We start from the raw sequence: 23,602 nt of genomic DNA on the forward strand, positions 1-23,602 counted from the left end.
ACCATGACTGACGAGTTGCCCAGAACAGACGCTGCTGCGGATTCGGTCGGAGACACGCAGTTCGCGGCCGGCGAGCCGCTGCTGCGCATCGAGGGCGTCGCCAAGAGGTTCGGGACGTTCCGTGCCGTGGATGGCGTGTCGCTCGACATCAAGTCCGGCGAGTTCTTTGCACTGCTCGGGCCCAGCGGCTGCGGCAAGACCACGCTTCTGCGCATGCTCGCCGGTTTCGAAGCGCCGGATCAAGGGCGCATCCTGCTCGGCGGAAAGGACATTGCGCAGGCGCTGCCGCATGAGCGGCCGATCAACATGATGTTCCAGAACTACGCGCTGTTTCCGCATCTCGCGGTGCGCGACAACATCGCCTTCGGCCTGAAGCGCGCCGGCATGGCGCGCGCCGACATTGCCACGCGTGTGGCGGAGATGGTTGCGCTGGTGAAGCTTGACGGGCTGGAGAAGCGCAAGCCCGACCAGCTCTCCGGCGGCCAGCGTCAGCGCGTGGCGCTGGCCCGGGCGCTGGCGCGGCGGCCGCAATTGCTGCTGCTCGACGAGCCGCTCGCGGCCCTCGACAAGAAGTTGCGCGAAAGCACCCAGGGCGAGCTGATGGAGCTTCAGCGCCGGCTCGGCATGACTTTCATCATCGTCACCCACGACCAGGAAGAGGCGATGACGATGGCAAGCCGGATCGGCGTGATGAGGGACGGCAAGCTCGCGCAGGTCGCCAGCCCGCGCGAACTCTACGAGGCGCCACGCTCGCGCTGGATCGCGGAGTTCGTCGGCGACATCAATCTGTTCGACGGCGAGTCCAAATTGCGCGACGGTCATCGTCTGGTCATTGGCACGCGTGATGCGGGTGCGTTGGTGGTGGCCGAGCCGCGCGAACCGGTCGGTGCCGGAAAATTCTCGGTCGCGATCCGCCCCGAGAAGGTCAAGCTGTCGCGCCGGGGTCCGGTGAGGGAAGCCGGTCATGAAACGGCGATCAACCAGCTGGACGGCGTGATCGCCGATGTCTGCTATCTCGGCGGCACCACCACTTACAAGGTGAAGCTCGACGCCGGCGGGATGCTGCAGGCTTCGGTCGCCAACAGCGCGCGCCTCGACGTCGACGCCTACGGCCTGAACCAGCCTGTCGTCGCCTGGTTCACGCCCGACGACTGCGTGGTGCTGCCCTCATGAGTGCGCGCCGCATCTTCGCGCGACCGGCGCGGTTTGCCGCTATCGCGCCTTATGTCTGGATGGTGCTGTTCTTCCTGGTGCCGTTCGGCTTCGTGCTGAAGATCAGCCTGTCGCAGACGGCGATCGCGCAGCCGCCTTACGAGCCGGTGTTCGACCTGATGGCGGGATGGGGGGCGCTGAAGGCCGCTTTTGCGGCGCTGTCGATCGACAATTTCAAGCTGCTCGCCTCCGACGATATCTACGTGTTTGCCTATGTGCGTAGCCTCACCGTCGCCGTCACCGCGACCGCGCTGTTGCTCCTGATAGGCTATCCCATCGCCTACGGCATGACGCGGCTGCCGACGCGCTGGCAGGCCGTGGCGATGGTGCTGGTGATCGTGCCGTTCTGGACCTCGTTCCTGATCCGCATCTATGCCTGGATCAACATCCTCCAGCATGACGGCCTGCTCAACCAGATCCTGCTGGCGCTGCATCTGGTCAGCCAGCCGGTGGTGTGGCTCTCCACCGACAGCGCGATGTATATCGGCATCGTCTATTCTTACCTGCCGTTCATGATCCTGCCGCTCTACGCCACGCTGGCCAAGATGGAGCCGGTGCTGGAGGAGGCCGCCTCCGATCTCGGCGCGCCGCGCTGGCAGGTGTTCTGGCTCGTTACCTTCCCGCTGTCGCTGCCCGGCGTCGGCGCCGGCGTGCTGCTGTGCTTCATCCCCATTGTCGGCGAGTTCGTCATTCCGGATCTGTTGGCCGGCTCCAATTCGCTGATGATCGGCCAGACGCTGTGGCTCGAATTCTTCACCAACAAGGACTGGCCGGTCGCGTCCGCCGCGGCCATCGTGCTGCTGGTGGTGCTGCTGGTCCCGCTGCTGCTGTACGAACGGCTGCAGAAGCGGCAGCTGGAACAGGTGCGGTGAGGCGATGCGAAAGATCTCCCGCCTGTCCCGCTTCAATATTGCCTCGCTAGCACTGGGTCTGGCCTTCCTCTATCTGCCGATCCTGATCCTCGTCATCTATTCCTTCAACGCCTCGCGGCTGGTGACGGTGTGGGGCGGCTGGTCGCTGCGCTGGTATCACGAGTTCTTCAATGACCGCGCCATGATCGAAGCGGCCTGGATGAGCCTGCGCGTCGCGGTCTCCTCCGCGACCATTGCGACCCTGATCGGCACGCTCGCCGCATTGGCATTGTCGCGCGGCGAGCGGTTCCGTGGCCGCACCCTGTTCTCCGGCATGCTCTATGCGCCGCTGGTGATGCCAGAGGTGATTACCGGATTGTCGCTATTGTTGTTGTTCGTGGCGCTGAACGCCGAGCGCGGCTTCTGGACGGTGACGATCGCCCACGCCACGCTGACGATGTGCTTCGTCGCCGTCGTCGTGCAATCCCGCCTCGGGTCGCTCGACCGCTCCTTGGAAGAGGCCGCAATGGACCTCGGCTGCGACCCCGTGCAGGCCTTCGTGGCCGTGACGCTGCCGCTGATCGCGCCCGCGATCGTCGCGGGCTGGATGCTCGCCTTCACGCTCTCGCTCGACGATCTCGTCATCGCGAGCTTCACCACCGGCCCGGGCTCGGCGACGCTGCCGATCCGGATCTATTCGGAGGTGCGGCTGGGGGTGAAGCCCGAGATCAACGCGATCTGCACGCTGGTGATCGCGTTGATCGCGGTGGTCATCATCATCGCCTCGCTCGCCTCTAAACTATCGAGCTCGCGGGGCGAGAGCGCGGCGCCGCTGTGAGCGGGAGGCATCGTGGCGATGGCCTACCAGATCCTGATCCACACGCCGCCCTGGGTCTTTGCGTTGTTTGCCTATCTGGTGTGGCAGGGCATCAAGGCGATGCAGCCGCGCGCGATGCCAATCTGGCGCGCCTTGATCGTTCCGGTCGTGTTCATCGTCTGGGGGATGTCGCGGATCGGCCTCGGGCATCAGGACAGCGCATGGCCGCTGGTCGCCTGGACCGCGGCGGCGCTGGTATTGTTGCCGCTCGGCGTGCTGACGCCGCGTCCGTTCGATGTCGACCACACCACCGGACAAATCATCCGCCCAGGCGGCGCGTTTGCCCTGATCCGCAACCTCATCGTGTTCTTCCTGCAATATGCGGTCGCGGTGATCGCGGCGATCGACGCCAGCGACCGCGCGTTCGCGATCATCGTCGGCCGGGCCATCTCCGGCGCGACCGCCGGCTATTTCATCGGCTCGGCGATCGCGCTGCTGGTCGCGTATCGACGCAAGCGCGCGGCGGGATGATCAGCGCGACCGGGGGGCCCGTTTCGAGGCTCGTGTCCCTGTCGACCGCGAGCGCGTCGCGGAGGCTGCGGCGGGCTCGGCGTACCGCGCGCGCAATCCGCCCTGAACGGCTGAGCCAAGCTGCCGCAACGCAAGGCTGTCGAGCGGAAATTCGAGCAGGATGTGGATCAGGCTCAGCGCCAGCAGGAAGGTGAAGCCGAACGCGTAGTCGTAGAAGTACAGTGCGGTGGAGGCGGCGCTGGCGCAGGCCATCGCTACCAGCCGGGCCTTCGGCACCGCCGTCCAACGGATCACATCGGCTTTGATGAACCAGTTGAGATAGTGATAGGTGTAGACGAAGGCGAGCAGGCTCGTCAGCCTGGTGTCGAGCACCAGGCCGGGCACACCGAACAACCGGCTCAAGGCCGGGCCGACATTGCCGAAATAATCCTGTCCGACGCGGGCAAAGCTCGCGATCCGGATTTCGGCAGTTGGCGGCAGCAGCAAAATCGTGGCGATTGCGACGAGGTAGACGGCCACCAGTGCGGCCTGTATCCGGCTGCCGGACCGGTAGGCACCGAGCACCATGAAGATCAGCGTGAACAGCGAAACGTGGATCAGGGTCGGGATCAGAACGCCGATGACGGCGAGCGACGACCCGCTCGAATACATGATCGCGGACAGGGCTATTGCCACCATGAACAGCAGCATGCTCTCGACCGCCGAGGTGGTGGCTGCCAGCATGGCACACACGATCAGCGCGCCCCACATCGCGAAGCCGAACCAGGACGCGTTGTCGATCAGGGCCGCGACCACGGCGATGATCGCGAGCGCGGCCGCGATCCCGCGGTGAGGAAGATAGTAGCTGCGGTCGTGCAGCCACGAGATCTCGGTGAAGTAGTGCGCCGGGCCGAGCACGACATAGGCCAGCAGCAACAGCTCGAACGGCACCAGATAGGACGCGGCGAGCGCGCCGAGCATCAGGCCGAGATGGAGTGCATCGTTGCTGCGCATGAGCGCCCCGCTGGCTTTGCGGGCCGCAAGTTAGAGCAGGCGCGGACAACTTGCAATTGTCCGCTAGCCTGCTCAAGCGCCTTGCTTGTGGCGCCCCGATCCGTCCCGCTGCGTCAGGACTTCACCGCACCGGCCGTGAGCCCGCCCACCATGTAGCGCTTGAAGGCGTAATAGACCGCGGCCGGCGGCAGCGCGTAGATGAAGCCGGTGGTCATCAACAGCTCCCACGGCGAGTCGTCGGCGGCGAGGAAGTTGCCGAGCGCGACCGGCAGCGTGATGTCGGTGTCCTTGGACAAGAGCAGGAACGCGTAGAGATATTCGTTCCAGGCCAGCAGTACGGCATAGGTGCCGATCGCGACCAGCGAGGGCATCATCAGCGGCACATAGACCAGGCGGAACAGCTGCAGCGTGGTCGCGCCGTCCATCACGGCGGCCTCGTCGAGCTCGACCGGCAGCTTGTCGGACGCCTGCTTCAGCACCCAGATCGCGTAAGGCGAGGCGATCGTCACCATGGCCAGGATCAGCGACCAGTGATTGTTGAGCAGGCCGTAATTGCCCATGGTGCGGTACATCGGCACGGCGAGGAACGCCGCCGGGATGAAGTAGGTGAACAGCGCGAGATTCATCACCCAGCGGCCGCCCGGCACCTTAAGCCGCGAGATCGAGAATGCGGCGGCGGTCGCGATGAACAAGGTCAGCGCGCCGGCGGCCAGTGCGATCACAGTCGAGTTCCAGAACTGGATCCAGAAGTCGCGCAGGAAATAGTGCTCCTGGTAGAACACGATGTGGAAGTTGTGCAGCGTCGGATGATCCGGCCACAGCTTGCCCGAGAACGCGTCCTCCTTCGGCGAGATCGCGAACAGGAACATGTGGTAGATCGGAATCATGGTCCAGATGAAGACCGGGATGCCGATCAGCAGGAGCTTGGCTTCGGTGCCAACTTCGCGGAGGGTGGGAAGCTTCATCGCGACAACCGTTTCATCATGAAGTACATCAGCGGCAGCACGAGCGGTATCGCGCAGACGATGGAGGCCATCGCGAGCGAGAGCTGGTCGAGCCGGAGGTAGCGGATGCCGAGTGTCGACAGCACATGTGTGAGGTCGGCCGGCCCGCCGCCGGTGAGCAGATAGACGCTGTTGAAGTCGCCGAGCGTCCAGATCATCGAGAGCAGCGTGCAGGTGACGTAGAGCATCTGCATCGACGGCCATGTGATGAAGCGGAATTTCTGCCACGGACTGGCGCCGTCGACCTCGGACGCCTCGTACAGATCCTGCGGGATCGCGAGCCGCCCGGTCAGCAGGATCAGCGTCCAGAACGGCAGCGACTTCCAGATATGCACGGCGATCGCCATGGTCAGCGCGACCGTCGGATCGTTCAGCCAGTTCGGGCCGTCATCGCCGGTGAGGGAGAAGATGAAATGGTTGACCATGCCCCATTCGGGATTGAGCATGAAGCGGACCGACAGGATGGTCGGGATCGACGGCACCGCCCAAGGCAGGATGAAGATCACCGACAGCCATTTGATCCAGGGGCGCTGCTGGGCGAAGAAGCCGGACAGGAACAGCGCGATCAGCATCTTCACGTTGATGCCGATGACCAGGAAGATCAGCGTGTTGACCGCGGCGCGCGCGAAGATCGGGTCGTTGTACAGCGCGACATAGTTCGCCGGATTGCGCGCCAGCCACAGCCCGTAGCCGACGGGATAGACGACGAAGGCCAAGAAGACGAGGAGATAGGGCACAAGCAGCAAGATGCCCCAGACCTGCTGCGTGGTCAGGCGCGCCGACAGGGGAGGGGCCGGAATTGTGTCTGAGCCGGAAAGTGTGATCGCCATATCGCATACCCACCGAAAGCAACCGGTCGCGGAGAGCCGCGACCGGTATTAGCATATACCTTATTGCAGTCCGGGATCAGCCCGCGACCGCCTTGATGCGGGCGATCAGTTCGTCGACCGCCTTGTCCACCGGCACCTTCTCGCTGACCACGCGGTTCATCGCCTTGGCCCAGACGTTCTCGTTGTTCAGGATGGTGAACTTCCAGTTCTTGGTGAAGTCGAACGGCGCGGTGCCGCCCTTGAACTGCGCGTAGACCGCCTTGCGATGCCGGTCGGCCTGCCAGAACGGGCTCTCCTGGCTTTCCTTCGTCACCGGGAACCAGCGGCCGAGCGCACCCTCGATATAGGGCCGGACGTTCTCTTCCTGGAGCAGGAAGGCGATGAACTGCTTGGCCTCGGCCTTGTTCTTGGCCACGGAGAAGACCAGCCCGGTCTTGACGTCCGAGCGGTAGCGGATCGTCGAACCGTCCGGAGCCTTCGGGAAGGACGCGGTGATGATGTCCTCGCCATAGGCCTTCTTGCCAGCGTCGCGCTGCTCCTGCGTCAGAGACTGATTCTGGGAATCCTCGAACCACTTCGCCGCGATCGAGATCGTGAAGTTGTGGGTCATCACGATGGTCTTGTTGTGGAAGGCGACGTTGTTGTCCGGATCCTTCCAGGTCGTTGAGGACGGCGGCGTGCAGCCCTTGATATAGGTGTCGGTGTAGTCCTTCAGCGCGCCGATCAGGTTCTCGCGCACCTTGGGATCGTCGACCGTGAGCTTGCCGTCGTCGTCGACCAGCTTGACGTGGTAGGCGTCCATGAAGGTGTAGAACGACTGGAAGGCGTCGGTGGATTCGACGCCCATCGGCTGGCCGACGCCATAGATGCGCTGGCCCGTGGCCTTGCGGATTCCCGGCTGCACCTTGTCGCACCAGAATGTCCAGTAGCCCGCCCAGTCCGTCGGGATGTCGGCGAGCTTGAAGCCGGCCTTCTCCAGCATGTCGTTCCAGATCTCGACATGCATGCTCTGCTGCTTCAGCGGGAAGCCGTAATAGGCCTTCTTCTTGGTGACGTCGTTGTAGAGGATCGACGCATCCAGCGTGTTCTGCACGAACCGATCCTTGATCGGCTCCATGATCTCGGAGAGGTCCTCGAGCTTGCCTTCGTAGGCCCACTTGCCCTGCACCTGCACGTCGTAGGTGTCGGAATAGGCAACATCGGGCACGGTGCCTGAATCGAGTGCGGCCACCGTCTTCGGAATCATGTCCTGGATCGCGTACTGCGACAATTCGACCTTGATGCCGGTCTTGGCTTCGAACTTCTTGATCGTCTCGAGCAGCGCGTCATCTTCGGAGCGGTAGAAGCCCTTGCCCCACCAGACCGTAATCGTCTTCTGCTGCGCAAATGCGGGTGCAGCGGCTGCAAACAGCCCGGCCGCAGCGACCGCCAGTGATACTGCGCCAATAACCTTGGATTTCACGTTTTTCTCCCTCAAACGGCCGGTGTTTTTAACCGGTCGTATAAAACACTAGCGCATGGCCGTGATACGATCTAGCGGCTTGTTGTCAGACATAGGTCGTGGGGGTGTCGGGCGAGAGGAGATGCTTAACGTGCGCATCGATCCAATCGCGGCATCAATGCGCCCTGATCAATTCGCTCGATCGGCTGATGCCGCTTGATCGCCGTCCTCAATTGGACTTCGCGCCTTCCTTGGCGTTCTCCGCCGTCGGCGCTTCGGCCGGTGCGGGACGTTTTCCGGTGCCGGTGATGCGCTCGATCGCGGAGCGCACCGCGTCGCCCGGCTTGCGGTCTTTCAGCATGTCGAGCAGCGGCGCGGAGGCCGGCGAGCGGCGGATCAGGCTTTCCGGATCGGGAAAGACCAGGGGATCGTCCCAGGGGCCCTGCACCACGAAGGGCAATTCGAACCCCGACGCGCTGTTGAGGCTGGCCACGCCCTTCATGTCGTATTCGCGCGTCGGCACCGAGGCGGTGCCGGTCATCGTGATCTTCGCTGCAGGTCCTTCGACGCGGATGTCCTCGGCGGTGGCGACGCCGTCGGAGAACTTCACCGCGATGGTGAGATTGTCGTAAGGGGTGGAGCCGTTGCGGAAATTGCCGCCGCCGGACAGCGGCCGGCGCTCGAGCCGCTTCAGGAGCTGCTCGGCATTGAAGCCCGAGATCGCGCCGTCATGCCCGGTCACGGTGGCGCTGCCGTCGAGCGACTGCACGAGGCCGAACGGGCTCGAGCCGGACGCCAGCAGCGAGACGTTGATGTTGCCGCGCCCGGACAGCTTGTTGATACCGAACAGCTCGGAGGCGCAGGCCTGAAGGTCGACGTCGGTGAACTGGAATTGTGCCTTGATGTCGGCGACGGTGTCGGAGCGCGCGATGCCGAACGAGCCCTTGGCGATGCCGCCATAGACCTGGGCCTCGCCGACCGAGAGCGCCAGCGTGCCGTTGCGCAGATTCGCGCCGATCGCGGTGCGGCCGAGCTTCGACGCCCCGACCGTCAGCTTGGCGGCCGACAGGCGCATGTCGAGGTCGGTGGTCGACAGGGCGTTGAGATCGAACAGCTGCCTGTTCCAATCGCGGGCGCCGCTCGCGAGCAGGCGGAAGGTCGAGATATAGGGCGTGAAGTCGAGCGCGTCGGCTGCAAGGGTCGCCTGCAGCGTCTGCCGGCCGTTATTAGCGTAGGTCATCACGCCCTCGGCGGTGTTGCCGTCGAGCTCGACATTGACGTTGGTGAGCGCGATCGAGGCGCCGACGACGTTGGCGCGCGCCTTCAGCGCGAAGCGGCCGAAGCCGCCGCTGGCGGGCTGCGGTTGGCCGGTCCAGCGCAGCGCGTTGCGCAAGGACGGGCTGTCGATGGTGAGCGTGCCCTCCATCATCGGGCTGGTGCGGTTGGCGACGCTGCCGTCGAAGGCAAGCTTGAGCGGTGCGCTGGCGATCCGCGCCTTCAACCCCGAGCGCTCGCCGGAGAGCGCGGCGACGAAATCGGAAAAGCTGATCGAGCCGTCGACCCGCTCGCCGCGCCAGTCGAACTGTCCGGTCGCGGCGAAGGAGCGCGAGATCGAGGGCCAGGCCAGCGACAGATCGATGTCCTCGAACTTCTCGGTGCCGTGCGTGGCAGCGTCCTCGTAATCGAGCACGCCGTCCTGGATCCGGATCTCGGAGAACGACACTTGATTCTCGGCGCCGGGCTTCATGGTGCGCGCGATGGTCTGGATGAACGGCGTCCAGTTACTTTCGCCGTCCGGCTTCAGGCTGACATGGATGCGCGGCCGCAGCAGCGTCAGGTCGGCGATCTCGAACCGTTGCAGCAGCAGCGGCAGCAGCCGCAGGTTCGCGGTCAGCACATCGACGTGTAGCGCGGGGTCGCTGGTACCGCCGCCCTTCAGGCCGACGTCATGGAAGGAGATGTAGCTTGCCGGCAGCACCGAAATGTCGATCGCGCCTGCGACATTGACCTCGAGCCCGGTGACGTCACGGATCTGCGTTTCCACCGCCTTGCGCAGCGCGTCGCGGTTGATGAGCCATGAGGTCGCGATCAGGGCGATCAGCGCCACGCCGAGCAGCGCCGCGATCGGCGTCCCGAGGCGCTTCATTCCTTGGGCCATGGTCAATGGCATGTCCTGATCGAGTTGGTCGCTGGAGCCAGAAGGCGGGCCGGGAAACCTGCGCGCCTCACGCCCAAGAGCTATTGTGTTAAGTGCCGCAACTTGATGGGTTTTCTTGTCGCTTTCAAGGCCGCGGGAACGGTTGCGCCCACGGCTTGGGCAGCTTCTATCACCCGGGGGCGGAGCGGAGAACCCCGTATCATTGACGGCTTCGGACGATTTCGCCTAATAATCGCCGCCAATAAGGCGCGACGCCTGCAAGCCGAAGGTTCACTCGAAGGTTATTTGCATGAACAAGGTCTATCCCGACGCCAAGTCGGCTCTCGAGGGCGTTCTGAAAGACGGCATGATGATCATGTCGGGCGGCTTCGGCCTCTGCGGCATCGCCGAGACGCTGTCGGACGCGATCCGCGACTCCGGCGTCAAGGACCTGACGGTGGTCTCAAACAATGCCGGCGTCGACGGCATTGGCCTCAGCCGCCTGCTCGAAACCCGCCAGATCAAGAAGATGATCTCGTCCTATGTCGGCGAAAACAAGCTGTTCGCCCAGCAATTCCTCGCCGGCGAGCTGGAACTCGAATTCAATCCGCAGGGCACGCTGGCCGAGCGCATCCGCGCGGGCGGCGCCGGCATTCCGGCCTTCTACACCAAGACCGGCGTCGGCACGCTGATCGCCGAGGGCAAGGAAGTGAAGGAATTCGACGGACAGAAATACCTGATGGAGCGCGGCCTGTTCGCCGACCTCGCCATCGTCCACGCCTGGAAGGGCGACACCGCCGGCAACCTCATCTACCGCAAGACCGCGCGCAATTTTAACCCGATGATGGCGACCGCCGCCAAGGTCACGGTGGCCGAGGTCGAGCATCTTGTTCCGGCCGGCGAACTCGATCCCGACCACATTCATACGCCTGGTCTTTTCGTCAAGCGCATCGTCGAGGTCGGAACGGCCAAGAAGCGCATCGAATTCCGCAACACCCGCCCGCGCACGGCAGCTTGAGATCAGGAGACTAAGATGGCCTGGACCCGTGAACAGATGGCTGCGCGCGCTGCGAAGGAACTGCGTGACGGCTATTACGTCAATCTCGGCATCGGCATTCCAACGCTGGTCTCGAACTACATCCCCGACGGCATGGACGTCAGCCTCCAGAGCGAGAACGGCATGCTCGGCATGGGCCCGTTCCCCTATGAGGGTGAAGAGGACGCCGATCTCATCAACGCCGGCAAGCAGACCGTGAGCGAGCTGCCGTCGACCTCGTATTTCTCGAGCGCGGATTCCTTCGGGATGATCCGCGGCGGCCACATGGATCTGTCGATCCTCGGGGCCATGCAGGTGGCCCAGAACGGCGATCTCGCCAACTGGATGATCCCCGGCAAGATGGTCAAGGGCATGGGCGGCGCGATGGATCTCGTCGCCGGCGTCAAGCGCGTCATCGTGGTGATGGAGCATTCGGCCAAGGACGGCGCGAAGCTCCTGAAGCAGTGCAATCTGCCGCTGACCGGCGAGCGCGTGGTCGACATGGTCGTGACCGACCTGGCTGTCTTCACCATCGACAAGCACGGCAGCGGCGGCATGGCGCTGATCGAGCTCGCCGACGGCGTCTCGCTCGACGAGGTCAAGGCCAAGACCGAAGCCGAATTCCGCGTCGCGTTGAAGAACACCTGATATAGCAGTCGCGAATGATCGTGAATGGCCGGGCATCGTCCCGGCCATTTTTGATTCAGCTTTGGCGCCGCTGTGACCACATCTTCGGTGTCGTCCTGGCGAAAGCCAGGACCCATACCGCGAGGTCTATCGAGCGCAGTCGGTGGACGTCCCAAGGCCTGTTAACGCGAGCCTTCGCCAAACTTTGCTTGGTGGTTATGGGTCCTGGCTTTCGCCAGGGCGGCATTGTGGAGGCGGTACGCACATTGCCTCCTCAATCGCATCATGACTTAACCAACCATGTCCGACCCCATCGCGCCGACACGCTGGCGACCCAGGACGTTTCCTCTCTAACCAGGCGGAAGCCGAGATTGGCGGGCGGCACGCCTTGCGCGCAGCCGCCGGCGCGGGCGTCGCGGATGAAATCGGTGACATAGGCGCGGTGCGCACCCTCGGCGATACGCACGCCGCAGTTCACGGTGGGGCGGCCGGCATTGCCGGCCTCGTCGATCCGCGAGCGCACGAAGCAGGTCGAGGTCCACTCCCAGACGTTGCCGGCGAGATCTTCGATGCCGTGCTCGTTCGGGCCGAACCTGCCGAACGCATAGGCCGTCGTGTCGAAGAGGTCGCGCTCGGATTCGCGCTCGTAGCGGCCGATCCAGCGCTTCGATGGATCTGCTGCGTCCACTGGAAGGCCGTCATCCCTGAATCGGGAGCCGGCCGCAAAGGCCCATTCCGCGTCGCTCGGCAGGCGGTAACTGTGACCGGTCTTGCGCGACAGCCAACCCGCATAAGCCTCGGCATCGTGCCAGCTCACCTGCACCGCAGGTCGATCGGAGGCGATGGCCACGCCGCGATCAAGCGCGCGACAAGCGCCCTCCTGCACGCAAATCTGGTAGTCGGATGACGAGACCTGATGCTGCATGATGTGCAGCGGCTTCTCGAAGCGCATCGCGCGCAGCGGCGCTTCCGCCTGCTGCCCGGCGCGCGTGAAATCGCCGGCCTCGCGATAGGACAGGCTGCCTGGCGCGATCCTGACGATGGCGGGCTCCGTCGCGGTGCCGCGGGGCCCGATGTCCGACACCAGCGGCGCTACAGCGATCGGCCCTGCAAGCCCGGCGGCGCAGGCGAGTAGCAGTTTCAGCTTGAACGCTATCAGCATGGTCGTTCCCCAGGAAAAAGGGGCCGGTCCTCACCGGCCCCTGCGTCGCGTCTAGTTGGTGTTGGGGGCCGGGATATCCGCAGGGGCCTTCACCTGGGTCATCAGATCGTCGTTCCACTTGCCTTCGACCTTGAAGTGCGCGGTGGCGCCGAGGTCGGCGGCCTCGATCAGATTGTGCGTGACATAAGCGTAGATGCCGGGCTGCATGAACTTGTACAGCGCAGCTCCCGCCGAGCCGCCGCGGATGAACCAGGTCTCGAGCCCGGTCTCCGGCGCGTTGGAGAACTTGCCGGTCTCCCAGACATAGTCGCCATGGCCGCCGATCAGATGCGGACGGCTGTCGCGGTTGGCCTGCGAATGCACGATCAGCACGTTCTCGCCGACATTGGCGGTCAGCGCATTCTTGCCGGTGAGCGCGCCGACCTTGCCGTTGAACACGACATGGGAGGGGATCAGCTTCTTCATCACCTCTTCGGTGTCGGTGAAGGCTTCGCCCGGCGATTCATAGGACTTGAAATTGCCCTTGTCGTCGCGCGGCACGTACATGTCCTGCTCGCCGACATAGTAGATCTTGTCGTATTTCAGTGCGTGGCCCTTGCCGTCGTTGAGGCCGTCGCGCGGCAGCACCATCACGGCGCCGTTCATGCCGGAGACGACGTGCCAGGGGATCATCGGACCGCCCGGTGCGCAATGGTAGACGAACACGCCGGTCTTGGTCGCCTTCCAGCGCAAGACGACTTGCTCGCCGGGATTGACCAGCGTGAGCGCACCGCCGCCGAGCGCACCGGTCGCGGAATGGAAGTCGATATTGTGCGGCATGGAGTTGGTTGCGGGATTGACCAGCGTGGTTTCGACGTAGTCGCCCTCGTGCACGACCATCATCGGACCTGGCATCGAGCCGTTGAAGGTCATTGCCTGGAAGGTGGTGCCCTTCTCGTCGATGACGACCTTCTTCTCCTCGATCGTGAGTCGGAACTCCACGATCTTGGGCCCCTGCTTGGTCGCTTGCTCGTGCGCATGCACGAAGGGCGGAGCGACCAGCTCGACCTTCTGGCGCGGCAGTTTGAGATCGTCGGCAGCCAAGGCGGGTGTCGCCAGCATCAGGGCGGTCGCGGCGGCGCTGATCAATGCGGCTCGGCGGGTGAACATCGGAAGCATCCTTCATCTGAAATGGTTTTGATGACGGAATGCAGTGTGCGCCGATCGCGGCAAGCGTGTTTGTGCTGCGACAAGCTTTTGCCGAATTCGCTTCCGGTAAAATCCTCAGGAGCTTTTCGAAGACCGCATCGGCGATACGAAAGACGCGGTGGCGCGCGACGTCAGCCGCATCGACCGCAAGTCGCTCGCATGTTCAGTTGCGTTTATTGCGAATGGATTGTTGTCGGCTAGAGCAACTGGATCGCAATCCAGACCGTGCCCCAAACCGCGAGCGACAGCGCGGCCAAGACGGCGGCCGAAATGACCATCACGCGTACCAGGTGGCCGACGCCAATGCTTGGCGTGGAGGGGACGGGGGGAAAATCATCGAAGCGCGGGATATGGCCGCGAACGCCGGTGAGCCACAGAACGAGATCGAGCGCGAACGACGCCATAACCTGTCTCCAGAGGGCAATAATCAAATGTCACCATGGCTCCGATCCCGTGCTCGGACTTTGAGCGAGCGCAAGGTTTCGCACCCGAAAAACGGGTAATTTAATGCCATCCGGGATGCGCCGCCCCGCTGCGCAGCATTGATTTACGAATGGGTAAGATATGAGGGCCGATCTTGCGGCGAGTTACGGCGAAGAACGACTGCCGCGCTACACGAGCTATCCGACCGCACCGCATTTCTCGCCGGCGATCGACGAGGGCGCCTACGCCCGGTGGCTGGCTGAACTCCCGGCGGCGGCCAGCGCGTCGCTTTATCTGCACGTGCCGTTCTGCCGCGAGATGTGCTGGTATTGCGGCTGCCATACCCAGATCGTTCGTCGAGACGGTCTCATCACGGCCTATCTGCGTACGCTGCGCAGCGAGATCGCGCAGGTGTCCGAGACGATCGGCCGGCGCCTCAAGGTCGAGCACATCCATTTCGGCGGCGGCACGCCGACAATCATGGCGGCGGAGGCTTTTGCCGACTTGATGGCGACGATGCGCCAATCGTTCTTCGTGCTGCCGTCGGCCGAGATTGCAGTCGAGATCGATCCCCGCACGCTGACTGCCGACATGGTCGAGGCCATGCGGCTCTCCGGCGTCAATCGCGCGAGCCTGGGGGTGCAGAGCTTCGATCCTGTCGTGCAGCGCGCGATCAACCGCGTGCAGAGTTATGAGCAGACGGCTGCCGTCGTCGACATGCTCAAGCGCGCCGGCGTCAACGGCATCAACTTCGATCTCATCTACGGACTGCCGCACCAGACCGTTGCCTCGTGCCTGGACACGGTGCGACGTTCGCTCGAGCTTGGGCCCGCCCGCTTCTCGGTGTTCGGCTACGCGCATGTGCCTGCTTTCAAGAAGCACCAGCGCATGATCAACGAGGCCGTGCTGCCCGACGGCCTTGCGCGCCACGACCAGGCCTGCGCGATCGCAAATGCGTTGAAGGAGGCCGGTTATGTGCAGATCGGGCTCGATCATTTCGCACGACCAGACGATTCCATGGCCGTGGCCTTCGAGCAACGCACGCTGCGGCGCAATTTTCAGGGCTACACCACCGACAAGGGCGAAATTCTGCTCGGCTTCGGCGCGAGCGCGATCGGACATTTGCCGCAGGGCTATGTCCAGAACGAGGTGCAGATCGGCGCCTATGCGCAGAGCATCGCCGCGGGCCATTTGGCCACCGCGAAGGGCTATGGACTCACCGACGACGACCGGCTGCGCGCCGACATCATCGAACGCATCATGTGCGAGTTCAGCGCCGATCTCGGCGACATCTGCGCGCGTCATGGCGCGGAGGCTGGGGCAATGCTGAAATCGGCATCGCGTCTGAAGCCGCTGATTTCCGACGGCGTCGTGAGACTGGACGGCGACCGAATCGCAGTCGCAAAGGACTCGCGCTTCCTGGTCCGCAGCGTCGCGGCCGCATTCGATGCGCATCTGGATCCGGCGAAGCAGCTGCATAGCCGGGCAGTGTGAGATCACCTTGCCGTCATGCCGGAATGACGGGCCAGCTTGCGCTTCGACAAAGAGACCCTCGCCCGCTCCGCTATCGTGGTTTCGGAACGGAGTTGTTGTCCATGCCTTTTGGATCCGACGATCTGGTCGATGACATCATGCGCACGGCGCCGCACACGATCCGCGTGTTTCTCGCCTTCAGGATGGCCTGCGTGGGCTGTCCGATCGCAACCTTCCACACGGTCGATGACGCCTGCCGCGAGCATGGCATCGATCGCGACAAATTCCTCGCCGCGCTGTGCGACCGCGTGCCGGCGTGAACCGGTCTGGAATTCGCGCGGGCCGCGCGCGGATTCCCGGGTGAGGGGCGCTTTCGCCGTAAGCGGACGCACCCTCACCCCTGTTTTCCTTCTTCACCTCTCCCCGCTTGCGGGGAGAGGTCGGATCGCCTTTTGCGATCCGGGTGAGGGGGTACAGGTCTCTCGACGATCTCATACGCGGAAAGAGGCCCCTCAACCCGACCCTCTCCCCGTAAGAACGGGGAGAGGGAGAAGAGCTACGCCGCGCCGCTGTCGGGACTCCGCTCCGCCAGCACGACGATCCCATGCGGATCGCGCAGGATGATGCGCTGACGGCCGCTCTCGACCAGCCCCTGCTGTTCCCAGCCGCTCAGGATGCGGCTCACGGTGTGCAGCGTGGTGCCGGTCATCTGCGCGATGTCCTGGCGGCTGATCGGGAAGTCGATCTCGATGCCGTGGTCGAGCTTCTTGCCGGATTGTTTGGCGAGGCGCAGCAGCGCATGCGCGACGCGCTGCTCGACCTGCTGGGTCGACATTTCCAGGATCCGCGTGTGGCTCTCCTGGAGCCGCGTGCCGACAGTCTGGAGCGTGTTGGCGGCAAGCGAGGGAAATCGCTCGATCAGTCGCGGCCAGGCCGACGTCGGCCAGATCAGGGCGACGCTGTCGTCGACGGCGATCGCCGTGGCCGGATAGCGCGCGGCTCCGATCGCCATCGCGAGACCGAACGTTTCGCCCGGCGCGACATAGCGGACCACGATCTGCTCGCCGGTCGGTGTGGTCTTGGCCGCGCGAACATGGCCGTGCAGCAGCAGGAAGAAGGATTGTGCGTCCGCGCCCTGCTCGAAAATGGCACTGTTCTTGGGGTAGCGCGCCGAGCGGGCCTCGCGCAGGATCTCCTCGAGGTCCTCGGGTTTGACACCCGCAAACAGCGGCAAATGCGCAACCAGCGATGTGTCGACCTTGGCCATTCTGCCTCCTTGGCGCTGGAAGTGTGATGACACCTGCAATCGTCAGGGTGTTTGCGATAGCTCAAAAGGCGGACGCCCGGACGGCAGTATTTTTCCAGGCGACGATTTGAATCGACTGGAGTTGACCATGGCTGGCGCCCGATCCCGTAACTTTGAGGGCTGGCCGCTGTTTGCGAACAGCTTTCGGCCCTTTTTCCTGCTCGCCGCGATCCAGGCAGGGCTTTCGATCCTGGCCTGGCTGCCGATGTTCTACGGCGAATTGTCGGTGAGCTCCGCTTTCGCGCCGCGCGACTGGCACGTCCATGAGATGCTCTACGGCTTCCTGCCGGCGGTGATCACGGGATTCCTGTTCACGGCGATCCCGAACTGGACCGGGCGGCTGCCGATCCAGGGGACGTCCTTGGGCGCGCTGCTGGCGGTCTGGCTCGCCGGCCGCGTGGCAGTGACGCTGTCCGCCGATGTCGGCTGGGCGTTTGCGCTTGCCGTCGATGCCTCCTTTCTGACGTTGGTCGTCGCCGCTGCAACACGCGAGATCATCGCCGGCGGCAACTGGCGCAACCTGCCCGTGGTGGTGCTGGTACTCGTGCTGCTCGCCGGCAATGTCGCCTTCCATCTCGAAGCGCATTATGCGGGTGGGGCCGATGTCGCCATCCGCGTCGGGATCGGCGTGGTCGTCCTGACGATCTCGCTGATTGGCGGCCGCATCATCCCAAGCTTCACCCGCAATTGGTTGGTCAAGTTCAACCCTGGCCGCCTGCCGGTGCCGTTCGGGCGTTTCGACGGTGTGGTGATCGGGTGCAGCGCGCTGGCGCTCGTCTCATGGATCGTCGCGCCGTTGAGTACGGGCACCGGGGCGGTGATGGCTTTGGTCGGTGTGTTGCACCTGGTGCGGCTCGCACGCTGGGCCGGTGATCGCACCTCGCGCGAGCGGCTGCTCCTGATTCTCCATGTCGGCTATGTCTTCGTGCCGCTCGGCTTCCTTCTGCATGCTTTTGCCGTCTTCGGCGCGTTGCCGCCGAGCGCGGGCATCCACGCCTGGATGGCGGGCGCGGCCGGAACCATGACGCTCGCGGTGATGACCCGTGCGAGTCTCGGCCATACCGGACAGGCGCTGACGGCTTCGCCGGCGACACAAGGCATCTATGCCGCGATCGTCGTCGCGGCGCTGGCGCGGGTCGCGGCGGTGGTTTGGCCTGCGCACAGCGATGCGTTGCTGCACCTTGCCGCCTGCGGCTGGATCGTTGCGTTCCTCGGCTTTGCCATCGCGTTCGGCCCGTTGCTCGCCGGCAGCCGTCGCCGCGCGCTTGCCATCATGGGCGTGCCCGTCCCGGCACGCTGAATTCAAGCTGCGGTTGCCACGGTCGATGATCCCGGTGGCCGGACGCCTTTGCGCCATGCGGTGATGGTGCAGCCGAAGCGGCCGCGGAACCAGCGGGCCATGGCGCTCTGTGCGGAGAAGCCGAGCTGCGCGGCGATGTCGGCCAGCGGCCGGCCGGGGTCGTCGATCAGCTGGACCGCGAGATCGGCGCGCTGCGCGTCGAGAATGGCCGAGAAGCTGGTGCCGGCTTCGGCGAGGTGCCGGTGGATGGTGCGGCGGGTACAGGCAAGGTGCTCGGCGACGCGCTCGACCGTGCAGTCGCCGCCGACGAGCAGGAGACGCACGACCTCGTCGACCTTCTCCTCCCAACTTGCCGGCCGCGTCTCGATCGCCTCGATCCGCTTGCGGAGATAGCTCGCGATCAGCGGATGCGCACTCGGGATCCGGCGCTCCATGTCGTGTGCCGACAACAGGATCGAATCGTCCTCCGCGTTGAAGATCACACGGCAGCCGTAGAACTCGCGGTAGCGCTTGCGGTCGTGCGGCGGTGGATAATGCAGGTGCACTTCCTGCGGCCGCCAATCGCTGCCGAACAGCGACTGGATGATGCGATGGACGCTGCCGAGCGCCATGTCGATCGACTGGCGCGGCGCGGTCGGCTGTCGGCCGCGCAGATGCAGCGTGACGGTCACGGTCTGCTTGTTGCGGGTGACGTCAAGCTTCATGCCGTCGTGATGGATCGGGATGAAGCGCGAGAAGGCTTCGATGGCTTCACCAACGGTCGCCTGTTCGCGCACGATCAAGCCGACCGCGCCGAAATTGGTCAGCCCGCCACGCTCGGCAAGCCGCAAGCCGAAATCTTCGGCTCCGGACGCCTCCGCCGACAATTCGAGCAGACGTCGCAGGCCGGTGACGGCAATGGGCGTATCGGGCTTGTCGAGGCAGGCCAGCGGCAGCCTGATCTTGCGCATCATTTGCTTGGGGTCGAGCCCGACCGACCGGGCGACCTCCGGATAGTAGCTCAAGCCCGCGCTACGAATGAGGTCGGTCATGCGACCCGCTCCTGCCAGCCATCCGGCAGATGTCCCGAAATGTAAAGTTTCTGTCCCGATCCGTCAAATCCGGGAACAGCGTGGAACATACATAAGTGAAACCGAAGCACGGCGTGAATGCCGTGCATATGACGGCGCGGCGCGATGAGGCCCCGCTGCCGTCTCGGACCATTTGACCAAAGACATTGCTGGATCGGAATTATGCCGGGGAACATGCTTTCCAAGGGTGAGGTATTCGTCATCGACACCGATGCCGCCTCGCGCGAACAATTGTCCACCGCGCTTCAACAGAGCGCATACAACGTAATCTGCTTCGCCGATGGCGCCTCTCTGCTCTCGGAAGCCAAGGCGCGGATGCCGGCCTGCGTGCTGCTGGAGATGCCGCCCGATCGCTCCGGTCTCGACGTGCTAAAACGCCTGCGCGAGGAAAACTGCATGGCGCCGGTGCTGGTGACCGCGACAAACGGCAGCATCGCTATGGCGGTCGACGCCATCAAGAGCGGTGCGGCCGACTTCATCGAGAAGCCGTTCCGCACCTGCGACATCGTCGACCGGATCGATGCTGCGATCGACGAGTTCGCACAGCCCGGCTCCAACCGGCAGCGCTGGTTGCCTGGCTGCGAACCCCTGACAGAGCGGGAAGGCGACGTACTCGAGCATCTCGCCGCCGGCCTGACCAACAAGGAGATCGCCCGGCGCATGCATCTGAGCGCACGGACTGTCGAGGGCTATCGCGCCGGCATTTTGAGGAAGGCCGGTGCCAAGAATGTAACCGATCTGCTCCGCCGCATTTTCGGACAGGGATCGTCCGCTCAGGATTAAGGGCTCCGTCGCGGGCCGACGCCACGGTCCGGGCCTTGCTGCCGCCGCGGCGGCGCCCCACGGAAACCCCAATCGAACCAATTCCTTCCCTGCCGCGTCCAACCATGTTGGCGAGGCATTGGATCGCGCGTCCGGCTGGCGGCGGCGATGACTTGGAGGAGGGACTTGATGCGCATCACCGCAAAATGTTTGGCAACGACGAGCCTGGTTCTGGTGACCACGGCATTCGCGTCGCCGTCATGGGCCGCCGAATTGGACGCCACATCGGCGATCGATACCGTCACCGTTTACCCCGATGGCGCGACCGTTACCCGCGTCATCGCGGTGGACCTGCCGTCTGGTGACTCGACGCTCATTACCAAGGACTTCCCGCTTGGTCTCGACACCTCCTCGATCCGGGTGGAGGGTGAGGGGGGAGCGAAGCTCACCATCGGCACGATCGATGCGCGAACACCGCGTGCGGCGCCTGTCAATTTGCCGGAGCTGGACAAGCGCATCGAGGCGCTGAACGACCAGCGCGCCGACCTGCAAGGCGCCATCGACTCGGCCAATGCGCGGCGCAAATTCGCGGAGCATTTTGCGGAAGCGTCGCCCGCGGGCATCGGCGACAAGGGCGAGGCGCGACCGATTGCCGAATGGCGCACGGCCTTTGCCACCGTCGGCGAGGAAATTGCGAGCGCCGATACCGCCGTTCGCGACGCCACGCGCAAGATGCGCGAGATCGATCGGCAGATCGCCCAGTTCGAAGTCGAGCGCAAGGCCAAGCCGCCGAGCAAGCTCGAAGTCCGCATGGACATCGCCGCGCCGGCAGCAACCAAGGCGACGTTGAGGGTCACCTACAATGTGCGCAATGCGCGCTGGCTGCCGCTCTACGACGCCCGCCTCGACACCGGCGCGAAGGATCGCAAGCCGCAGCTCGAGCTTGTCCGCCGTGCCGAAGTCACCCAATCAACCGGCGAGGACTGGTCCAACGTCACGCTCGGCGTCTCCACGGCGCGGATCGGTCGCGGCGGCAGCGCGCCGGAGCTGAATTCGCTGGTTGCACAATATCCGCAGGTGCCGAGGCCGCGGGCGCTGGGCTCAGTTTCGGATTCGGCAATGCCTGCGGCGGCGCCAATGCAGCAGCGAAAGATGGAAATGTCGACGGCCAAGGCGGCCGACGATATCCGCGAGCGCGCCGAAGAACAGCAGGCCGTTGCTGAAATCGGCGACTTCCAGGCCACCTACAAAATTCCCGGCCGTGTCAGCCTCGGCGCCGCCGAGGGCGCCAAGAGCCTGCGCATCGCCTCGATGACAGTGCCCGCCGATCTCATGGTGCGCGCGGCGCCGGTGATGGACCCCACCGCCTTCCTCGAAGCCAGCTTCAAGCAGACCGACGACACGAGTCTGTTGCCGGGTAAGGTCGCAATCTATCGGGATGGAACCTTCGTCGGCCGCGGCAAGCTCTCGGCTTCGGTCAAGGATGACATCGTGCGGCTCGGCTTCGGCGCCGACGACAAGGTCAGGATCGAGCGCGCCGTGCTCAAGCGCAACGAAGGTTCGGCCGGTCTCCTGGTCACGACGTCGAAGACTGACGAGCGCGCATTCAAGACCACAATCCGCAATGGTCACGACTTCCCGATCAAGGTCGCGATCGAGGACCAGTTGCCGGTCAGCGAGAACGAGGACATCCTCGTCGAGATGTTGCCTGCGACCACGCCGCCGACCGCAAGCAACATCCGCGACCGGCGCGGCATCCTGGAATGGTCGTTCGACGCCAAGCCCGGTGAGGTCAAGGACATCAATTTCGCCTGGCGCATTCGCTGGCCGAAGGACAAGAGCGTGGTGATCGTGCCGGCTGGCTAATGGGCGGCGCCGAAGTGCGATGTTGTCTTAGCTCGCGCTCGCTCACTCCCTGTCATGCCCCGCCTAGTGCGCAGTTGCGCACAGGGGCGGGGCATCCGGTACGCCGCGACGTCACGATCTAATCGCTGTCGACGCGGATTACTGGATCGCCCGGTCGAGCCGGGCGATGACCGTGTTGAGAGCGCCTTACTTCGCCTTCAGGAAGTCCGCGACGTCGAGCAGCATGAACTCGTCGTCGTCGGCCTTGTTAGGATCGCGGCTGGACGAGAACGGCAGATTGTTGTCGTTGCCGACGATGATGTGGGTGTCGTCGACACGATCGACGTTCTCGATGGTGAAGAACGGGAAGGTGTAGACGCCGTCATTGAGCGGCTTCCTCGCCTTCTTGTCGGGATCCCTGATCTTCAGGAGGTCGATATAGCCGATCTTGCGCACGGGCTTGCCGACATTGGCGTCGGTGAGCTCGATCTTGTAGACGCGCTTGAACTTGGCCACGTCAGGGAAGCAGTTCTCGCCGCGGGTGCCTTGCGGGCAGGCCTTGTCGGGCGTGCCTTCGCCGTTGTCGCGCTCGATGATCAGGCCGGCGCTCGGATCGATCATGTTGAAGTCGCCGATGGCATTGCCGTTCTGCTCGAACACATATTGCCAGTAGCGGCCGGTGAACTTCTCCGCGGTGACGTCGAATTCGAGGATGCGCGAGGCTTCCTTGCCGTCGACCTTCTCCCAGTCCTTCTTGTCGGCATCCCAGAGCGGACCCTCGAGCAGGCCGTAGAGGAACTTGCCGTCCTTGGAGGAGGCGAAGCCCTCATAGCCCTTGGAGCGGCGCAGGTTGACATTGGTGTAGGTTGCGCCCGGCGCGCCCGGCGTCGCCGCCGCCCAATGATCCGGCGATCGCACCGGTTTGCCGTCGGCGACCGTCTCGAACAGCCCGAGGATCTTGCCGGTCTTGTCGGCCTTCAGGATGTAGGGCCCGAACTCGTCGCCGATCCAGAAGGTGTCGCCGATGATCTGAAAACCCTCGGTGTCGAAGTCGGAGCCGGTAAGATAACGCCTCTCCGTGTCCTCGTGCACGATGCGGAACGGCACCTTTTTGTCGGGATCGTGCAGGAATACGGTCTCCAGCCGCTCGATCTTGCCGCCGGCCCAATCCATCTTGTAGCGGTTGAGGTACAGCATCGAATCCGGCGAGTTGGCGCGCGCGCCCATGCCGTTGTCGGTGATGACCCAGAAGGTGCCGTCCGGCATGGTCTTGATGCCGGAATGGCCTTGCAGCGGCTGGCCCTTGAACGGCAGCGACACGCCGGTCGCCCGCTCATAGGACTTGCCCATCACCGTGCCGAGCGCGTCGACGCGCTTGCCGGTGGTGTATTTGCCGGATGTCTTGAGATCGGCGGGAGCATCAGTCGGTGCGTCGATGAACGTGGCGGCTGGCATTACCACGTGGCCGGCGAGCTTGGCGGGGAATTCGCCTTCGCTCTGCGCGAGCGCAGAGCTCGCGGTGAGGATGATCGTTGCGACGGTGCCAAGAAAAGTCGCGCGCATGTGCGTCTCCTGTTAACGGAGGACGTCTTAT

The 23,602-nt window shown here is 64.2% G+C and carries 22 protein-coding genes; 11 read left to right on the forward strand and 11 right to left on the reverse strand.

All coding sequences use genetic code 11. The annotated features are described in order from the left end of the window. Nucleotides 1-3 precede the first annotated feature (3 nt). Genes C7G41_RS07895 through C7G41_RS07910 form a run of 4 tightly spaced genes read left to right on the forward strand, consistent with a single transcriptional unit; the run spans nt 4 to nt 3,411 of the window. On the forward strand, nt 4-1,173 hold the full coding sequence (locus C7G41_RS07895) for an ABC transporter ATP-binding protein (RefSeq protein ID WP_106942001.1): 1,170 nt from the start codon (nt 4-6) through the stop codon (nt 1,171-1,173). Beyond that, entirely contained in the window at nt 1,170-2,084 is a 915-nt protein-coding gene (locus C7G41_RS07900; protein WP_106942002.1) for an ABC transporter permease, read from the forward strand. The genes C7G41_RS07895 and C7G41_RS07900 overlap by 4 nt, the downstream gene beginning before the upstream one ends. Before the next feature lie 4 nt (nt 2,085-2,088). Beyond that, nucleotides 2,089-2,901 carry an ABC transporter permease gene (locus tag C7G41_RS07905; protein ID WP_106942003.1) on the forward strand — a complete coding sequence of 271 codons (813 nt, stop codon included), beginning with the start codon at nt 2,089-2,091 and terminating at the stop codon, nt 2,899-2,901. Nucleotides 2,902-2,919: 18 nt separating this feature from the next. Continuing rightward, a complete protein-coding gene (locus tag C7G41_RS07910; RefSeq protein WP_373681104.1) occupies nt 2,920-3,411 on the forward strand; it encodes a DUF6622 family protein in 492 nt (163 codons plus the stop codon). Here C7G41_RS07910 and C7G41_RS07915 read toward each other — a convergent pair whose 3' ends face one another. The 5 genes from C7G41_RS07915 to C7G41_RS07935 all read right to left on the reverse strand — a co-directional run bounded on the left by C7G41_RS07915 (nt 3,412) and on the right by C7G41_RS07935 (nt 9,837). Next, the gene (locus tag C7G41_RS07915; protein WP_106942005.1) at nt 3,412-4,404 is read right to left on the reverse strand and encodes a hypothetical protein; all 993 of its coding nucleotides are present in this window, start codon (nt 4,402-4,404) and stop codon (nt 3,412-3,414) included. 113 nt (nt 4,405-4,517) lie between these two features. Beyond that, entirely contained in the window at nt 4,518-5,369 is an 852-nt protein-coding gene (locus C7G41_RS07920) for a carbohydrate ABC transporter permease (protein WP_106942006.1), read from the reverse strand. Further along, the gene (locus tag C7G41_RS07925) at nt 5,366-6,238 is read right to left on the reverse strand and encodes a carbohydrate ABC transporter permease (protein WP_106942007.1); all 873 of its coding nucleotides are present in this window, start codon (nt 6,236-6,238) and stop codon (nt 5,366-5,368) included. Before C7G41_RS07925 ends, C7G41_RS07920 begins: the two co-directional genes overlap by 4 nt. 76 nt (nt 6,239-6,314) lie before the next feature. Then, entirely contained in the window at nt 6,315-7,700 is a 1,386-nt protein-coding gene (locus tag C7G41_RS07930) for an ABC transporter substrate-binding protein (RefSeq protein ID WP_106942008.1), read from the reverse strand. 208 nt (nt 7,701-7,908) lie between these two features. Further along, entirely contained in the window at nt 7,909-9,837 is a 1,929-nt protein-coding gene (locus tag C7G41_RS07935) for an AsmA family protein (RefSeq protein ID WP_199198263.1), read from the reverse strand. 289 nt (nt 9,838-10,126) lie between these two features. Here C7G41_RS07935 and C7G41_RS07940 point away from each other — a divergent pair, with 289 nt between their 5' ends. Further along, nucleotides 10,127-10,834, forward strand: coding sequence for a CoA transferase subunit A (locus C7G41_RS07940; RefSeq protein ID WP_007596238.1), 708 nt, complete (start codon nt 10,127-10,129; stop codon nt 10,832-10,834). A 15-nt stretch (nt 10,835-10,849) separates the two neighbouring features. After that, entirely contained in the window at nt 10,850-11,500 is a 651-nt protein-coding gene (locus tag C7G41_RS07945) for a CoA transferase subunit B (RefSeq protein WP_106942010.1), read from the forward strand. 262 nt (nt 11,501-11,762) lie between these two features. On the opposite strand, the gene C7G41_RS07950 is transcribed toward C7G41_RS07945, so the two are convergent. The 3 genes from C7G41_RS07950 to C7G41_RS07960 all read right to left on the reverse strand — a co-directional run bounded on the left by C7G41_RS07950 (nt 11,763) and on the right by C7G41_RS07960 (nt 14,233). Beyond that, on the reverse strand, nt 11,763-12,641 hold the full coding sequence (locus C7G41_RS07950; protein WP_106942011.1) for an SUMF1/EgtB/PvdO family nonheme iron enzyme: 879 nt from the start codon (nt 12,639-12,641) through the stop codon (nt 11,763-11,765). A gap of 51 nt (nt 12,642-12,692) precedes the next feature. After that, nucleotides 12,693-13,790: a copper-containing nitrite reductase gene (gene nirK / locus C7G41_RS07955; protein ID WP_007596231.1), complete on the reverse strand. Its 1,098-nt coding sequence runs from the start codon at nt 13,788-13,790 to the stop codon at nt 12,693-12,695. Nucleotides 13,791-14,026: 236 nt separating this feature from the next. Next, nucleotides 14,027-14,233, reverse strand: coding sequence for a hypothetical protein (locus C7G41_RS07960; protein ID WP_106942012.1), 207 nt, complete (start codon nt 14,231-14,233; stop codon nt 14,027-14,029). 160 nt (nt 14,234-14,393) lie between these two features. Between C7G41_RS07960 and hemN the strand changes: the two genes are divergently transcribed. Then, complete coding sequence (gene hemN / locus C7G41_RS07965; protein ID WP_106942013.1) at nt 14,394-15,746, forward strand: oxygen-independent coproporphyrinogen III oxidase; 1,353 nt, start codon at nt 14,394-14,396, stop codon at nt 15,744-15,746. Between the two features lie 101 nt (nt 15,747-15,847). Next, nucleotides 15,848-16,045: a DUF1858 domain-containing protein gene (locus C7G41_RS07970; protein WP_007596228.1), complete on the forward strand. Its 198-nt coding sequence runs from the start codon at nt 15,848-15,850 to the stop codon at nt 16,043-16,045. Nucleotides 16,046-16,281: 236 nt separating this feature from the next. Here C7G41_RS07970 and C7G41_RS07975 read toward each other — a convergent pair whose 3' ends face one another. Further along, complete coding sequence (locus tag C7G41_RS07975; RefSeq protein ID WP_106942014.1) at nt 16,282-16,992, reverse strand: Crp/Fnr family transcriptional regulator; 711 nt, start codon at nt 16,990-16,992, stop codon at nt 16,282-16,284. Nucleotides 16,993-17,119: 127 nt separating this feature from the next. Here C7G41_RS07975 and C7G41_RS07980 point away from each other — a divergent pair, with 127 nt between their 5' ends. Beyond that, nucleotides 17,120-18,331 (forward strand): NnrS family protein, encoded by a 1,212-nt coding sequence (locus C7G41_RS07980; protein ID WP_106942015.1) that lies wholly within the window; start codon nt 17,120-17,122, stop codon nt 18,329-18,331. Between the two features lie 2 nt (nt 18,332-18,333). On the opposite strand, the gene C7G41_RS07985 is transcribed toward C7G41_RS07980, so the two are convergent. After that, entirely contained in the window at nt 18,334-19,362 is a 1,029-nt protein-coding gene (locus C7G41_RS07985; RefSeq protein ID WP_106942016.1) for an AraC family transcriptional regulator, read from the reverse strand. A gap of 201 nt (nt 19,363-19,563) precedes the next feature. Here C7G41_RS07985 and C7G41_RS07990 point away from each other — a divergent pair, with 201 nt between their 5' ends. Next, complete coding sequence (locus C7G41_RS07990; protein ID WP_106942017.1) at nt 19,564-20,184, forward strand: response regulator transcription factor; 621 nt, start codon at nt 19,564-19,566, stop codon at nt 20,182-20,184. 168 nt (nt 20,185-20,352) lie between these two features. Beyond that, on the forward strand, nt 20,353-22,029 hold the full coding sequence (locus tag C7G41_RS07995; RefSeq protein WP_106942018.1) for a mucoidy inhibitor MuiA family protein: 1,677 nt from the start codon (nt 20,353-20,355) through the stop codon (nt 22,027-22,029). A 186-nt stretch (nt 22,030-22,215) separates the two neighbouring features. Here C7G41_RS07995 and C7G41_RS08000 read toward each other — a convergent pair whose 3' ends face one another. Then, nucleotides 22,216-23,571, reverse strand: coding sequence for an esterase-like activity of phytase family protein (locus C7G41_RS08000; RefSeq protein ID WP_106942019.1), 1,356 nt, complete (start codon nt 23,569-23,571; stop codon nt 22,216-22,218). Nucleotides 23,572-23,602 lie beyond the last annotated feature (31 nt).

The sequence above is a fragment of the Bradyrhizobium sp. MOS002 genome (genome assembly GCF_003020115.1).
Lineage (GTDB): Bacteria > Pseudomonadota > Alphaproteobacteria > Rhizobiales > Xanthobacteraceae > Bradyrhizobium.

Bases quoted from the DNA above. Each gene is read 5' to 3' on its own strand.
- C7G41_RS07895 (WP_106942001.1), top strand. From the start codon at position 4: ATGACTGACGAGTTGCCCAGAACAGACGCTGCTGCGGATTCGGTCGGA.
- C7G41_RS07900 (WP_106942002.1), top strand. From the start codon at position 1,170: ATGAGTGCGCGCCGCATCTTCGCGCGACCGGCGCGGTTTGCCGCTATC.
- C7G41_RS07905 (WP_106942003.1), top strand. From the start codon at position 2,089: ATGCGAAAGATCTCCCGCCTGTCCCGCTTCAATATTGCCTCGCTAGCA.
- C7G41_RS07910 (WP_373681104.1), top strand. From the start codon at position 2,920: ATGGCCTACCAGATCCTGATCCACACGCCGCCCTGGGTCTTTGCGTTG.
- C7G41_RS07915 (WP_106942005.1), bottom strand. From the start codon at position 4,404: ATGCGCAGCAACGATGCACTCCATCTCGGCCTGATGCTCGGCGCGCTC.
- C7G41_RS07920 (WP_106942006.1), bottom strand. From the start codon at position 5,369: ATGAAGCTTCCCACCCTCCGCGAAGTTGGCACCGAAGCCAAGCTCCTG.
- C7G41_RS07925 (WP_106942007.1), bottom strand. From the start codon at position 6,238: ATGGCGATCACACTTTCCGGCTCAGACACAATTCCGGCCCCTCCCCTG.
- C7G41_RS07935 (WP_199198263.1), bottom strand. From the start codon at position 9,837: ATGGCCCAAGGAATGAAGCGCCTCGGGACGCCGATCGCGGCGCTGCTC.
- C7G41_RS07940 (WP_007596238.1), top strand. From the start codon at position 10,127: ATGAACAAGGTCTATCCCGACGCCAAGTCGGCTCTCGAGGGCGTTCTG.
- C7G41_RS07945 (WP_106942010.1), top strand. From the start codon at position 10,850: ATGGCCTGGACCCGTGAACAGATGGCTGCGCGCGCTGCGAAGGAACTG.
- C7G41_RS07950 (WP_106942011.1), bottom strand. From the start codon at position 12,641: ATGCTGATAGCGTTCAAGCTGAAACTGCTACTCGCCTGCGCCGCCGGG.
- nirK (WP_007596231.1), bottom strand. From the start codon at position 13,790: ATGTTCACCCGCCGAGCCGCATTGATCAGCGCCGCCGCGACCGCCCTG.
- C7G41_RS07960 (WP_106942012.1), bottom strand. From the start codon at position 14,233: ATGGCGTCGTTCGCGCTCGATCTCGTTCTGTGGCTCACCGGCGTTCGC.
- hemN (WP_106942013.1), top strand. From the start codon at position 14,394: ATGAGGGCCGATCTTGCGGCGAGTTACGGCGAAGAACGACTGCCGCGC.
- C7G41_RS07970 (WP_007596228.1), top strand. From the start codon at position 15,848: ATGCCTTTTGGATCCGACGATCTGGTCGATGACATCATGCGCACGGCG.
- C7G41_RS07975 (WP_106942014.1), bottom strand. From the start codon at position 16,992: ATGGCCAAGGTCGACACATCGCTGGTTGCGCATTTGCCGCTGTTTGCG.
- C7G41_RS07980 (WP_106942015.1), top strand. From the start codon at position 17,120: ATGGCTGGCGCCCGATCCCGTAACTTTGAGGGCTGGCCGCTGTTTGCG.
- C7G41_RS07985 (WP_106942016.1), bottom strand. From the start codon at position 19,362: ATGACCGACCTCATTCGTAGCGCGGGCTTGAGCTACTATCCGGAGGTC.
- C7G41_RS07990 (WP_106942017.1), top strand. From the start codon at position 19,564: ATGCCGGGGAACATGCTTTCCAAGGGTGAGGTATTCGTCATCGACACC.
- C7G41_RS07995 (WP_106942018.1), top strand. From the start codon at position 20,353: ATGCGCATCACCGCAAAATGTTTGGCAACGACGAGCCTGGTTCTGGTG.
- C7G41_RS08000 (WP_106942019.1), bottom strand. From the start codon at position 23,571: ATGCGCGCGACTTTTCTTGGCACCGTCGCAACGATCATCCTCACCGCG.